Below are 14,310 nucleotides of genomic sequence, written 5' to 3'. Positions count from 1 at the left end.
TAAAATCCCTGTTATTTCCTGGAGAAATCAATCGAAATAAGCATGGAGATGAGTATGCAAAAAGTTGTCATAATTACAGGCGCAAACCGCGGACTTGGTCTTGAAACTGCCCGCCAGATGGCAGAACTCGACTATCAGGTCATTCTCACCAGCCGTGACGAGAAAAAGGGAGAAGAAACCGCGCGTGATTTGGGCGTGCGATTCCATCCACTGGACGTAATCTCGGCGAAAAGCATCGCTGCACTACTTGGCTTTGTGGAGCAGGAATTCGGTCGGCTGGATGTTCTGATCAACAATGCCGGCGTTTTCCTGGACGAGAAACAGGGTATTCTGGACGTACCAGAAGAATCTCTCCGCGCAACCCTGGAAACAAATACATTTGGCCCTTTAATGCTGGCACGGGCTTTTATCCCGATGATGATCGCCCAAAACTATGGGCGGATCGTTAACGTCTCTTCGGGAATGGGTGAAATTGGAGATCTGAACAACTACGGGCCTTCCTATCGTTTATCCAAATTGGCGTTGAACGGAATCACCTTGATGCTCGCAAATGCCGTGAAGGGAAAGAACGTGCTCGTTAATGCCGTCTGTCCGGGCTGGGTGCGGACAGATATGGGTGGTCCCGATGCCGAACGCGACCTGGAAACCGGCGCCAGCGGTATCGTTTGGGCAGCTACCCTCCCCGATGAGGGCCCCCGCGGCGAATTCTTCCGGGATGGGGAGAAAATTGATTGGTAAATATTTGATATAGAACTTACGCATATTTATTGCCCTTATCCCAATGCTCTGCGTTGGGATATTATAGACAAGCCGCAACGCAGAGCATTGCAGCGAGAAAAAAGGTGGATGATTGGTAAATGTCTGATTTCTAATTTCCAGACTTCCAGGGTCTCCGCAAAGGAGGTCTTTTTCATTGGCGAATGTGCTCTGGATACCCTCAAATGGGTGATAATTTATTGTAAGGTAATTGTAGTTGCCAGCGGCTATAGTCAGGTTATACTATAGCCATGACTAGAACGGCGCATACCCAGTCTAAAATTTCCCTTCTACAACTTGCCTATAAAGGGCTGGATGATGATGAGTTAGAAGAGATAGCAAACCTGACTCGATTTCGCGATTATCCAGCAGATCATGTATTGTGCCATGAAGGCAAATATGAACAGGTTATCTATATTATTGCCGATGGCAATGTGGTTATTTCATTGAATCTTGGTGAAGAGGAAGGCGAACGCATATTACGCGTTGGGGGCAAAGGCGACGTAATAGGCGAAATGGGACTGATCCAAAAAGCGCCCCGCTCGGCAACTGTGCGGACCACCACTCCTTGTACGATGCTCGAGATGGTGGAAGATGATTTTGAATCCATCCTAAGCCGGAGCCCCCGTTTGACGATCGACCTCATGCGCATCACGATTGATCGCCTCCGGGAAAATGATCAGGTGGCAATCGCAGATTTGCGGAAATCGAACAAGGTTTTGCGCCTGATGGACCGCAACAAAATGGAATTCATCCAGGTTACAGCACATGAACTCCGCACCCCTCTGACCGTTCTAAAGGGATATGCAAATATGCTCCAATCCTTCCCTGATATCAAGGCAAATCCCGCCATGGATGAGGTACTCGAAGGGATCGACAAGGGCGTCAACCGCATGCATGATGTCGTCAATTTGATGCTGGATATCACACGTATTGATGCCGAAATATTAAAGGTTGGGTCCGTTCCCGTGCCGGTAAAGCAGATTGTAGGTGACGTAGCACAAAGTTTGATACAAGCCGCCACCGAACGCAAAATAGAAATCATCGTCAAGCATAATCAGGAAACACCCAATATCAATGCTGACCCAAACCTGATTGAAAAGGCACTTTACCAACTTATTGTCAATGCGATTAAGTACACACCTGATGGCGGCCAGGTCCTCATCAACACACGCCCAATTATGATGGAGGATGACAGACCGGGGGTTGAAATTTCTGTCAGGGATTCAGGGATCGGGCTGGACACTGAACACCATGAACTGATCTTTGAAAAATTCTATCAGGTGGGCAGCGTCGCAGTCCACTCATCCGGTAAAACGAGCTTTAAAGGGGGGGGACCTGGATTGGGGCTGGCAATCGTACAAGGTGTAATTCGCGCCCATGGGGGCAAGGTGTGGGTGGAGAGCAATGGGCATGATGAAATGCATTTTCCTGGCAGCACATTTTATTTGCAATTGCCCATCAACCCCCAACACTGAGCAAACCCTGCTTTCGATCTCATGGGGAGAGAATTGAGTTGAATATTTCAAATCAGGATATAAAAATGCGGTCTATAGAACTATCCCTGAGCATACTAGCCCTCTTTGTTGCCATTAATTATTTCATCCCCTGGTTATCTGATCCGGTGAAATATAAATTCCTGCCCATAGCACTGGTCCTGGTCGCAGGGGCGCAATTGATCTTTGAAGGCTTCCGCTGGCAGCTCTGGCCGCTATTTATCGGGATCGCTATTCTGATCATCATTGCCCTCACCCAAACAAAGGGTCTGGGTACGTCGATCTCAATTGGCATCTCCATTCTCCTGGCGCTAATTTCTGTGATGGCCGCGAAACTGCTCCCCATTCCGAAACCTTATCCGATCACGGGCCCGTATCAGGTGGGAACCACAGTGGCTCATTTAACGGATTCCAGCCGACAGGAGCTCTACGGGAAAGACCCAAACGCCCCTCGCGAGATCATGGTCCAGGTATGGTATCCAGCCGAAGCCACGAAAGATAACGAGCAGGTCCAGTGGATGCAGGATATCGAAGCTGCGGCACCTGCCATCGCAACTTATATCGACCTGCCGCCCTTCGCTCTCAATCACCTCAAATATGTAAAGGCAAATGCCTACATTGACGCCCCCCCGATCACAACTGACGACGGATTCCCCATCCTTATTTTTTCGCATGGATGGGCCGGATTTAAAGAACAAAATATTTTCCAGGTGGAGGAGCTTGCCTCGCATGGCTATACGGTGATCGGGATCAGCCACACCTACGGGGCAGTCCTGACGGTTTTCCCGGACGGACGCCAGGCACCAAGAAATCCGGAGGCCTTACCCAGCGGAGTTTCAAAAGAGGAATATGACCAGGCGTCAAATCTGCTGGTCAGGCAATGGGCGCAGGATATCGGATTTGTAATTGACGACTGGAAAACACGCTCTGCTGTTCTCTATCAACTCACCGTTGTCGGCGAAGCCGTCAAGCGTTTATCAAAAGAGTTTCGCGCCCAGCACACACATATCCCTTGGGCGCTCATTGCTGTGATGCGCGATCATCTCATCCATGGCTACGATTTAGTTGATTGGGATGAAGTCTGGCAAACCGCCAAGAAAGATATTCCTGATCTTCTACTCAAAATAGAGCAATTGTCGCTCTAAACATATTTAATTCCAGACCTCCGAAATACCCAATATCTCGGAGGTCTTTCTCTTCCATCTCTTTTCTTGCTTTTCCTTTGTGTATCTTCGTGCCCTTCGTGTTTAAAAACAAGGTAAAATCACCATCACTAATCTCATAAAACTGGAAACTAAAATGACCACAGATACCCAAAAAGTAATTTATTCGATGGTGCGCGTCGGGCGCGTCCATCCCCCCAATAACAAACAAGTCCTGCGCGATATTTCGCTCGGCTTTTATTACGGCGCCAAGATCGGCGTCCTCGGCCTGAACGGATCCGGGAAATCGACCCTGCTGCGGATCATGGCCGGGATCGACCCGGATTATACCGGTGAGATCGCCATGTCGAAGGGTTATACCGTCGACTTTCTTGAGCAGGAACCCCAGCTTGACGAATCCAAAACGGTGATCGAGATCGTCCGCGAGGCCGTCCAACCCCTTGTCGATATGATGGCGCGCTACGAGGAAGTCAATCTCGGCTTTGCAGAACCAGATGCTGATTTCGATGCCCTGATCGCCGAACAGGGAAAATTGCAGGATGCGCTTGACCATGCCGATGCCTGGAATCTGGATTCGCGGCTCGAGCTGGCGATGGGTGCCCTCCGTTGCCCCCCAGCGGATACCTCCATCAAGACCCTCTCCGGTGGAGAACGCCGCCGGGTCGCCCTCACCCGACTCCTGCTCACGGAACCCGATATCCTGCTCCTGGACGAACCGACCAATCACCTCGACGCCGAATCGATTGCCTGGCTCGAGCATCATCTCCGCGAATATAAGGGGACGGTCATCGCTGTGACCCACGACCGCTACTTCCTCGACAACGTCGCCGGCTGGATCCTTGAACTTGACCGCGGCTACGGTATCCCCTGGAAGGGGAATTACTCCTCCTGGCTGGAGCAAAAGGAAGAGCGTCTGCGCCAGGAGGAAAAATCCGAGTCCAGACGCCAGAAGACCCTGCAGCGCGAGCTGGAATGGATCCGGATGTCACCGAAAGCGCGCCAAACCAAGGGACAGGCGCGTGTGACTGCCTATGAAAATCTGCTCTCGCAGGAGACCGAAGCCCTCCGCAAAGATCTTGAGATCTACATCCCGCCGGGACCCCGTTTGGGCGATATCGCCATCGAATTGAATGGGGTCACCAAAGCCTATGGCGAGAATTTGCTTCTCGAAGATTTCAGCGCCGAGATCCGCCCCGGCTCGATCGTCGGGATCGTTGGGCCAAACGGCGCGGGCAAGACCACCCTGCTCAAAATGATCACCGGTGAGGAAAAACTCGATGCAGGCAGCATAAAGATCGGCGAAACCGTGCAGATGGCCTATGTCGATCAGGCTCGCAGCCTCAACCCCGATAAAACCGTCTGGGAGGAGATCTCCGGTGGCGCGGATAATATCACCCTCGGCGCGCATAAAATGAACTCACGCGCCTATGTTTCCTCCTTCAACTTCTCCGGCACCGATCAGCAAAAGAAGGTTGGGGTGTTATCTGGCGGAGAACGGAACCGTGTCCACACCGCCAAGATGCTGACCGAGGGCGCCAACGTGATCATGCTCGATGAGCCCACCAACGATCTTGACGTGAACACTCTCCGCGCATTGGAGGAGGCGATCGAAAATTTTGCCGGTTGCGCCGTGGTCGTCAGCCATGACCGCTGGTTCCTTGACCGCATCTGTACCCATATCCTGGCCTTTGAAGGCGATTCGCAGGCCCGCCTCTTCCTCGGCAACTGGTCCGATTACGAAGCCGATTACCATGAACGCTACGGCAAATCGGTCGATGTGCCGAAAAGTGTGAAATATCGGACGTTGAAGAGGTAATAGAACGCGGATTTGACGGATATTGCTGATTTTCACGAATTAAAACGTTAAAAGAAAGGGCCACTAGCTGGTGGCCCTTTCTTTTTATAAAAATCACAAGTGATGATAGAATTCTTATTAGTGGCCAAATAGCAGGATAATTGAGGAGGTAATAAATCATGCCATTAAACTTATTTAAGGGTACTTCGAAGCCAAATAAGAAACCAGCAAAAAAACCTAATTTAAACCATCCTAAATCTTCGCCTGATCAGCAGAAAAAACGATATGCTGCTGCGGTGGAGTTCTTAGAGGTATTCCAGGGAAGAATGCCTCTCGTAGGTGGAAAACCTCATGCCGGAACTGTTCTGTCTGTTGCAGCACGTTTGGCAGGGACAAGTCAATTCAGGGCAATTAACAAAAAAGATGTTGATCCCGGAGTTGTTGTTCTATCAGAAGAAGTTAATCAGGCCTATCCAAAGCTTTTGAAGCTATTTGCGTTCTATTGCAAAAAAAATGGAATAGATGTTATGGCAAAGCGTATTATGACGGAATTTCCGGAAAAAGACAGGCCGTTGATGGACCTTACACAGACACAGACTGAATACCAGCACACATATAACGAGATCATGAAAAAGCACGGGCTTAATTATTTAGAAAGTGCTCAAGCTGGCATGATTATCTGTTCGATCATTTTTGGCTATCATTGCATTAAGAATAAGGATATTGACCCCTATGTGGCTACTGGCATAGTGGCCATGGGAGTTGTAGAGGGCGCAAAAACCAGCCCGGTATCTCTTGATGCAAAACCAATAGATAGTCCATCCCAGGCTGTGCCAGCAAATGACTCAAGATTTGTTATTGGAGAAATTAGTGTCGTAATACAAGATGTTCAGAAAAACGGCGGGCAATATACCCTGCTTAATCCTATGGTGGAAGCAAAGTTGAAGGAAGCGAATATTGACCCCCAAGTCGTCTATATCCAAGGATTGAAAACTCAACTTGAAGAAAAAGTTAGCCGTGTGGATTTTATTAATATGGATATCGATGAGATACTTGGCCAAAAACAAAAAGATGATCTACCTGTCCATGTTTTTCTCGCATTTTGGCTGGATAAAGAGGCTGTAGGCTATGGATATCAACGCAGTGGCAATAGTTGGGTTCTGAAAAAGTAAGTTTCCACAGGCCCGTCTTTTCCTCGGCAATTGGTCCGATTATGAAGCGGACTATCACAAACGCTATGGAAAATCAGTCGATGTGCCCAAGAGCGTGAAGTATAGGACCTTGAAGAGGTAATTTCGACATACTTAAACTAAAAAGGGCAGAATCAAGTTCTGCCCTTTTTAGTTTAAGAGATAACTTTCTCTATTATGGCCGTATCATCAAAGACTGAATCATGGCGTCCAAAGCGTCAAGGCCAGGGGTGAATGTGCCTGGATCCAAACTGTCAAGCGCTTGAGTAACCCCGTTAATATAGTTTATGGGATCGGTCATAAAGGCGTCCCCTTCGAGGTCGAAGACCTCCTCGGCGTTGTTCTTCAGGCTGGGATGCGTGACCGGCATTGTTACTGCTACATAATATGAACCATCATTTGTTATCCCCTGAAAGGTATAAAAAATTGAAGCATTGTTGACCGGCATCGGACCTTGAGAATACTGTGTCAGATATCGGACTCCTTTACCATTCTGAAAGTCAACAAATCGAACCTGAGTATGAAATGTCTGCGCTGCGTTGAAGAGTGGCAGGAATGGGATTTCCACAAATTGATCCATCAGGTTGGCTGGCGGACTGGCTAGATATGTCTGCAGAGCCGTAATTTGCGTGGTCGCGACCGGGTTTTGCTCAGACATCTGAACCACCGGATAGACAATTATCTGAGGTTGGTTTAATGGGTTGCAGCATGTTTCGGGCAGAGCATAATTCTCCAAGGAGAAGATCAGGTGCTCGGGGTCAGTATAGGGGAAGGGACCTGCACTGGAAGATCTGCCCGGTCCCTGGGGGATGAATTCCACTTTCCACTGATTGGCGACATCAAGACCAAAGGAAAAAGTGACAGAATCAAAGTCTGCGGTAACCAGCCCCTCAATGGGCGCTGTCTCTGATGGTGCAGCGGCGGTTGGAGATATTGTGGCCGGCATCTCTTCTTGGGGTGAATCAGCGGTTGGTTCATCTGCAGGAAGATCAACAGCTGATGTTGAGACGGCAGTGGGTGGCTCAGTAATTTGTGAAGGCAATAAGCTACAGGCTAAGCCAGCCAGAATTAACGTAAGCAAAGCAATCAGGAAGAATGTCTTTTGGGAAACAGTGCGAGATGGCATGGAAATATCCTTATTATGTGAGTATTTTGATGCGATTCTCAATATTCGCAAGGAAGCAGTTATACCACATAATATAGATGGCATTTATCTAATTAACTCGATCCAATAACGCTCTGAAAATATATTGATATCCCGATAGATGTGAAATACAGGACGCTGAAAAGACAGAGGAATAGAACGCGGATTTAACTAAATTAAGCCGATTTTCACGGCTAATGTGTAGAGATATGAGTAAGGGCGGGGCTGCCCTCTTCGGGGATGTTACACGAAGACCCGCCCTTACTGTTTAATGTCACTGCCAGCCGCTTCGCGGCTGTCAGTGACAACAGGTGCTTTCTCTGTGCACTCTGTGCCTTTGTGGTAAAAAGCCCTAAGGCTGATAAACCCTTGTCTCCGGCTGGAAGGCCGCCCATGAAAACCAGAAGTGGTTCACAGCAACAACTGGCGTGAGAGATTCACCTGCCAGCTCACCATCGGTGGCCTGCCCGAAAATATCCCAGGTGCTGCCTGTCTCCAGATCGCGGATGAAGCCATTGTCAAGGCCAAAGGTGAGGGTCTGTCCCGCCACCTCACGTGAATAGGCGACTGCCGTTCCAATATCTCTCCCGGAACTGATCTGGGGAGAATCCAAAGCAGAGGCAGTGCCTTCCGTCCAGAAGACGGTAATCGACACGCCACCCACCTGATCGTTGATCGCGACCTCATCATCCAAAAGATCATAGGTATAAGCAACGGTTTCTCCGTTTAGCTCCACAGTCAGTACACGCGCCATCGGGGGGAGTTGATCATCATAATTACCATCAAAGAGGAAGGGTGTCTGGTTAATATCATCGTAACCAGCATAGGGATTCGTCCCGTAGCTGCGGTTAAACCCTGTATCCCTGGAGAGTACGCTCCCATCAGGATACTCTGTCTTGAAATCTTCCCATGAAATAATTGATGCCGGGTAAAAAGTTAATCGCTCGCCTGTATATTCTCCAGCAACACCGTCACCTGTGGCCTGCTGCCACCAGGTTTCTGTCTGGCGGTCATACATGATCAGATTGCTATAACGCAGCCGACCGGTTGTGCCAAAATCAAGGATCTGTCCATCAAACTCGCGCTCAAAGGCAATCGCGGTATTGCAAAGCGGACAGAATGAAACCACCAGGGGTTTTTCACCGAGAACATCATTAACGATCTCATGCCAGGTCAGGATCTGGAGCGGATATGCCCGTACATTGTCGCCTACCTGAACAAAAACTATCGGTTCTACGTCACTGATCCAGGCATCTGCTTCGGCGATTGACACATAGCTTGGATCATCTATGGCTGGAATCCCGTCTTTTGGTGGGCCACCAGAAAGGACTTCACTATAAGAGATGCTATGTTTGCTAAAATCAGTGGAAAATTGTGCCTCGGCTCCGCTGGGTGGCCGCTCAACTGGAAGACTGGTTTCGGCCTCCACAGCGGAAGCCTCTTCCGGGACAGGTTCGGATTCGGGAGGGTCATTTGCGGGGGTATCTGCCCGGGAGCTGTTCGGCGCACAGGCGGCAAGACCAAGGATAAGGACGAGCGTCAAAAAAAACCATTTTTTATACCGATAAGACATTGGAACTCCTTTTTGTCGATAACCCCAAAGATGCTCGATTTTGAGTCTTTTTCAGGGGTTATATTGTCAATAAGATGTCATTTTCTTATCCCGTCTTACTTTGGTAAGAATTAGAGTCTTTTAATCTTCTATTAGATGCGCTATAATGTTGGCATGCAAACTTCTCGTGATAATCATGCCTGGGTAAGAGACCTGGGTGCTGAAGGTGAAGAAAAAGAAGCCGCATTGGCAGAATTGCACACAATTCTTATGCGCATTTTGCCCTCGGCTCTATCTCGCTGGCTTCCCCCTGAGTCGAGTCATTTTGAAAGCTTTATTGAAGATACCGCTCAGGAAACCATGCTGCGGGTAATCGATCGACTGGATACTTTTGAAGGACGCAGCAAATTTACAACCTGGGTCTACAAAATTGGCGTCCACATTGGGCTGGGCGAATTGCGTTTGCGCAAGTGGAAAGAGGTTTCACTCGATGGGCTGGAAGAGGGCAGCCAACCCGATGAGATGCCTTCCGAACAATTCGCATCAACTGACCCCAATCCTGAAGCGATGCTGGAACGCAAGAACGTGATGGAAATGGTGCAGAGAATAATGGACGAGGAGTTAACTCCCCGTCAACTCGAAGTGATGATGGCAATTTCGGTGCAAGGCGTGCCGATGAGCGTGGTCGCTAAAAGAATGGGCACCAATCGGAACGCCCTATATAAGTTGATGCACGATGCCCGCTTACGTTTAAAACGCCGCCTCGAGCGCGATGAGGTCTCACCTGCTGGTCTATTAGCAGTTTTTGGTCAATAACTGATATGGTAAAAAAATATGAACTCGATCAATCCAATTAAAAAATCTTCATCAATGACGGTTAATTTGCTCAAAAAACTTATCATGACGAATGAGTATGAACTTCCTTGTGACGAGGTTCACTTTCTGGTCGATCAGTATGCTGAGATGAAATTACGTGGGGATGATGTTGAAGGTCTGATGCCAATGGTAAAGCATCATCTGGATATGTGCCGGGATTGCCTTGAAGAATATGAGGCCCTGGTTGCCGCCTTGGAATTTGAAGAAAATCTGTAGATTTTCTGAAAGGGGGCATTCTACAAACAGGGGATCGACCAGGAAGAATTGAATATGATTGACGGATTGGTTAAATCACTACTTGTTCTCGCAGATGTTGTTGAAGCACGCGATCCCTATACTGGTGGTCATCTTTGGCGTGTTTCTCAATTTTCAAAATTATTGGCTGTAAAAATGGGACTCCCGGAAAGGAAAGCCCTTCAAATCAGTTTGGGCGGCTATTTGCATGACCTGGGAAAAGTAGGTATTACTGATGAGATTTTACTAAAAAAAGGAAATTTATCAGAAGCAGAATACGATGTTATCAAGACTCATCCCTTGATCGGACTGAAACTGATTGATGAGCATCCGCTATCAGAATTGGTCTCAAAAGTAATTGTAGAACATCACGAACAAGTGAACGGGGGAGGCTACCCCTACGGTTTAAAAGGTCAGAATATCTCCCTGGCAGCAAAAATTGTCAGCGTAGCAGATACGCTGGATGCCTTAACCAGTACCCGTCCTTATCGGCGGGAGATGCCCCTGGAAAAAGCACTGCAAATTTTGGAGCAAGGCAGCGGAACACAATTTGATAAAACCGTCATCAATCATATTTGTGAATTAGGGCGGGATGGTGATCTTTCCCATATCATAGGACATAGCGCTGAGAAAATACCATTGGTGACCTGTCCCACTTGTGGCCCAGTGATCGCGGTACCGCGCACGGCCCGTGATGGAGATGTGGTTTTTTGCCGCGCCTGTACGGGAAAACTCGTTTTACATCGGGAGGGTGATAGTTTTAATGCAGAAATGGTCGGCAAAACAGAAAACCCAATCGAATTACAATCTCAAATTAATTATGCTGCGATAACCGACCTGATAATTCAGACGGGAGGAAAAATCGGAGTCGTCGATACTTAAAGTAGTACTTTCTCTTAATCCCCTGATTTATCCCAGGTTTTTCCCCCATCTTCCGTGTGGTAAAGTCCCAAATCTGTTAATGCCCAGCCCTTTGTCGCTGAGACGAAATCCAGTTCGCGGAGAATATCTCCGGGCAACCATTCGGAGGCATGGAAGCTCCACGTTTCACCACCATCCACAGTAAAAAATATCGAAGCGCTACCATCCCAAACAACGATCTCATCTCCCGAAATGACGGAAAATTTACCCCTTGTTGGCACAGGCAGAGTCGCTGCCCAACTTTCACCGCCGTCATCTGTGCGGTAAAAGACCATCGCCATTTCTTCGGCTAATAATTGAATGGGAAGAAGACCCCGCATCTCGTCAAAGAAGAGAGGTGCCCTGACCGAAGTTTGGGCATTTTCATACCCGTTGGGCATCGTCAAACCCTGATGCGCCCAGGTAAATCCCCCATCCCGTGTTCGATATAGCCAAATAAAACCATTTTGTGGAACAGAAGCCGATACCCAACCGTTGCGCTTATCACGGAAAGTAATTCCGTTTTTAATGCCGCTATAGGGCAAACTGTCGTCGAGGCCAGGCTGATGGACAAAGGTGCGATCAAAATCTCCGCCCCCATTTTTTGTCTCCCAGATCGCCACACCCTCCGAGCCAACCCCTGCCCCCAGCCCCGTTAGGGCATAGCCATTTTCAGCATCCAGAAAACCAATATAGGAACGCCCAAATGGGGTGTTGCGCCAAAGCCAGCTTGCGCCGCCATCTGTGGTCCGGTAGATCGTCCCTACAGTGGGGCTATCGAGATCTTCGAGAAGGATCCAGCCAATTTTCTCGTCCAAAAAAGCGGATCGTGCGTAGGCGGGATCATTAAAAGCATCTTCGGGGGTGGCATCCAGCCAGGTCTCGCCCCCATCTTCGGTACGCAAAACCAGCCCTGCGGCCTGCCCCCAGCCATTTTGCTCATCAAGCATCTCGATCTTTGTCAGGGATGGCGCAGCGACGATCTCGAAAGCAGGTGTTGCGAGAAATTCAATTGGGGGAGTCGCAGCAGGTTCCCGCGCAGAAAGGGATTCGGTTTCGTTTTCTTCCTGACTGGATGGAACAGGAACACAAGCCACAAGGAGCAGGATTCCGCTGAGGAAGAGAATCCAGGTTTTACAATTATTTTTCATACGACTCTTACTCCTTTTGGACTTGACCCCATTAACCCAGCCACTCAATAACCGTCGCTTCTCCCTGACCAACGCCAACACAAAGGGTCGCCAAACCGTAATATGGGCGATTCTCATTTGGTGCGCGGCGTTTCATCTCGTGCAGTAACGTGGTCAGGATACGCGCACCTGAGCATCCCAGCGGATGCCCCAACGCGATCGCACCACCGTTAACGTTGACGATCTCAGGATTCATGCCGAGTTCACGCATCACTGCCAATGATTGAACCGCAAAAGCTTCGTTGAGTTCGATCAGGCCGATGTCCTCAAGAGTCAGACCAGCCCGTGCTAAGGCTTTCTTTGTCGCGGGGACAGGACCGATTCCCATTGTGCGAGGGGCCACGCCCGCCGCCGCAGAACTGAGGATCCGCGCCATCGGTTTCAGGCCAAGTTCATCCGCTTTTTCTGCGCTCATCAAGAGAACAGCAGATGAGCCGTCATTTAAACCAGAGGCATTTCCAGCGGTGACAGTGCCATCTTTTTTGAAAGCCGGTCGCAATTTGGCAAGTTTTTCCAGCGTGGTGTCCCTGCGCGGACGTTCATCGGTATCGAAAATGACGGGGTCTCCCTTCCGCTGGGGTATGGAAACGGGAACAATTTCCTCAGCAAATCTGCCGTCATCGATAGCGGCGACAGCCCGCTGATGAGAGCGAAGCGCAAATGCATCCTGATCTTCGCGGGAGATAAATCCAGCCTCCTGAAGGTTTTCAGCCGTATTACCCATCGCATCTGTCCCATAAATCTCTTCCATTTTCGGGTTGGGATAACGCCATCCAAAGGCTGTATCCCACATAATGGAGTTTCCATAGGGATAAGCCATCTCAGGTTTGGGAACGGAAAATGGGCCGCGCGTCATCGACTCAACTCCGCCTGCGATGAAAGCATCCCCCTCTCCGACCTTGATCGCGCGGGCCGCATGGTTAACAGCGTTCAGACCGGATGCGCAGAGACGGTTGAATGTGACTGCTGCAACTTCAATCGGAAAGTCCGCCAGCAATGTTGCCATACGAGCCACGTTGCGATTATCCTCACCAGCCTGATTGGCACAGCCGAGATAAACTTCTTCAAGAATGGCAGGATCAATGCCGGTGCGCTCAATAATGGATTTGAGCACAACTGCGGCCAGATCATCCGGGCGAATGGCGGCCAGCGCCCCGCGAAAATTGCCAATTGGCGTACGGACCGCATCGATAATGACTGCTTCGGGCATGGGAAAAACCTCCGTTTTCAAAAACAGGAATGAACAGATTCTACCACTGTGAAGAGCTTGCCGTGCTATAATCCGCCCTGCTGTATGGATAAAAAAACGAAACACACGATGCTATTGGGCTTGCTACCCATATATCAAAGATATGCGTCGTGATGTGGAAGGGCGATCCCATATACTCAACAGGAAAATATGTTTTTTTGCGAAAAATTAATTATAAAGAAAACTACACTTTTTTATCCAATTGGGTCACCCATTAATGCAACATCTCAACATTAAAACGTATGACTAACCTATGAATTTTCTCATTACCGGTGCTGCCGGTTTTCTCGGTTCGGCGCTTGCCAACCACCTCTCTCGCCAGGGGCACCAGGTGCGCGGATTGGATGATCTCTCCACAGGCGATCCCAACGCTCTTTCACCCGATGTACATTTTACACGCGGAGATGTGAACGACCGCCCCAAATTATGGACTCTGCTCCAGGATGTGGATGTGGTCTATCATCTTGCCGCGAGGGTGTCCGTACCCGAATCGGTCCTCTACCCGCGCGAATATAACGCCGTCAACGTCGGCGGGACAGTCAGCCTGATGGAGGCCATGCGGGATGTTGGTGTCCGACGAGCAATTCTGACATCCTCTGGCGCAGTCTACGGCGATTTAGGCGAGCAGCCGATTAAAGAGGATACCCCGCCAAATCCGCGTTCTCCTTACGCAGTTTCAAAATTGGCTGCAGAGCATTATCTTCGCACGATCGGTGCCTTATGGGGTATAGAGACCGTCAGCCTGCGCATCTTCAATGCCTATGG

The 14,310-nt window shown here is 49.3% G+C and carries 13 protein-coding genes; 9 read left to right on the top strand and 4 right to left on the bottom strand.

The window, feature by feature from the left end; all coding sequences use genetic code 11:
- Positions 1–54 precede the first annotated feature (54 nt).
- From AC3DOM_RS04275 to AC3DOM_RS04255, 5 genes are all read left to right on the top strand, one after another.
- Entirely contained in the window at positions 55–738 is a 684-nt protein-coding gene (locus tag AC3DOM_RS04275; protein ID WP_487917788.1) for an SDR family oxidoreductase, read from the top strand.
- A 269-nt stretch (positions 739–1,007) separates the two neighbouring features.
- Positions 1,008–2,234: an ATP-binding protein gene (locus AC3DOM_RS04270; RefSeq protein WP_487917787.1), complete on the top strand. Its 1,227-nt coding sequence runs from the start codon at positions 1,008–1,010 to the stop codon at positions 2,232–2,234.
- A 65-nt stretch (positions 2,235–2,299) separates the two neighbouring features.
- Positions 2,300–3,397, top strand: a complete 1,098-nt coding sequence (locus tag AC3DOM_RS04265; RefSeq protein WP_487917786.1) for a HepT-like ribonuclease domain-containing protein — start codon at positions 2,300–2,302, stop codon at positions 3,395–3,397.
- Between the two features lie 154 nt (positions 3,398–3,551).
- Positions 3,552–5,231: an energy-dependent translational throttle protein EttA gene (ettA, locus tag AC3DOM_RS04260; RefSeq protein WP_487917785.1), complete on the top strand. Its 1,680-nt coding sequence runs from the start codon at positions 3,552–3,554 to the stop codon at positions 5,229–5,231.
- Positions 5,232–5,389: 158 nt separating this feature from the next.
- Positions 5,390–6,382, top strand: a complete 993-nt coding sequence (locus AC3DOM_RS04255; RefSeq protein WP_487917784.1) for a hypothetical protein — start codon at positions 5,390–5,392, stop codon at positions 6,380–6,382.
- A gap of 193 nt (positions 6,383–6,575) precedes the next feature.
- Here the strand turns inward: AC3DOM_RS04255 and AC3DOM_RS04250 are convergent, their stop codons facing one another.
- Both AC3DOM_RS04250 and AC3DOM_RS04245 read right to left on the bottom strand, forming a co-directional pair.
- Positions 6,576–7,526, bottom strand: coding sequence for a hypothetical protein (locus tag AC3DOM_RS04250; RefSeq protein WP_487917783.1), 951 nt, complete (start codon positions 7,524–7,526; stop codon positions 6,576–6,578).
- A gap of 370 nt (positions 7,527–7,896) precedes the next feature.
- A complete protein-coding gene (locus AC3DOM_RS04245; RefSeq protein WP_487917782.1) occupies positions 7,897–9,117 on the bottom strand; it encodes a DUF3179 domain-containing protein in 1,221 nt (406 codons plus the stop codon).
- Positions 9,118–9,270: 153 nt separating this feature from the next.
- On the opposite strand from AC3DOM_RS04245, the gene AC3DOM_RS04240 reads away from it, so the two are divergent.
- From AC3DOM_RS04240 to AC3DOM_RS04230, 3 genes are read left to right on the top strand one after another with little or no spacing between them, the layout of a single operon-like run.
- Positions 9,271–9,912, top strand: a complete 642-nt coding sequence (locus AC3DOM_RS04240) for an RNA polymerase sigma factor (protein WP_487917781.1) — start codon at positions 9,271–9,273, stop codon at positions 9,910–9,912.
- Between the two features lie 18 nt (positions 9,913–9,930).
- The gene (locus AC3DOM_RS04235; RefSeq protein WP_487917780.1) at positions 9,931–10,188 is read left to right on the top strand and encodes a hypothetical protein; all 258 of its coding nucleotides are present in this window, start codon (positions 9,931–9,933) and stop codon (positions 10,186–10,188) included.
- A gap of 54 nt (positions 10,189–10,242) precedes the next feature.
- Complete coding sequence (locus AC3DOM_RS04230) at positions 10,243–11,088, top strand: HD-GYP domain-containing protein (protein ID WP_487917779.1); 846 nt, start codon at positions 10,243–10,245, stop codon at positions 11,086–11,088.
- Positions 11,089–11,102: 14 nt separating this feature from the next.
- Here AC3DOM_RS04230 and AC3DOM_RS04225 read toward each other — a convergent pair whose 3' ends face one another.
- Both AC3DOM_RS04225 and AC3DOM_RS04220 read right to left on the bottom strand, forming a co-directional pair.
- Positions 11,103–12,257, bottom strand: coding sequence for a WD40/YVTN/BNR-like repeat-containing protein (locus AC3DOM_RS04225; protein ID WP_487917778.1), 1,155 nt, complete (start codon positions 12,255–12,257; stop codon positions 11,103–11,105).
- Positions 12,258–12,288: 31 nt separating this feature from the next.
- On the bottom strand, positions 12,289–13,506 hold the full coding sequence (locus tag AC3DOM_RS04220) for a thiolase family protein (protein ID WP_487917777.1): 1,218 nt from the start codon (positions 13,504–13,506) through the stop codon (positions 12,289–12,291).
- A gap of 292 nt (positions 13,507–13,798) precedes the next feature.
- On the opposite strand from AC3DOM_RS04220, the gene AC3DOM_RS04215 reads away from it, so the two are divergent.
- Positions 13,799–14,310: NAD-dependent epimerase/dehydratase family protein (locus AC3DOM_RS04215; RefSeq protein ID WP_487917776.1), on the top strand; the 512-nt coding region annotated here is incomplete at its 3' end.

Source organism: Candidatus Desulfolinea nitratireducens (assembly GCF_982879505.1).
The sequence above is the reverse complement of the archived record's forward strand: the minus strand, read 5'-3'. Positions and strand labels throughout refer to the sequence as shown.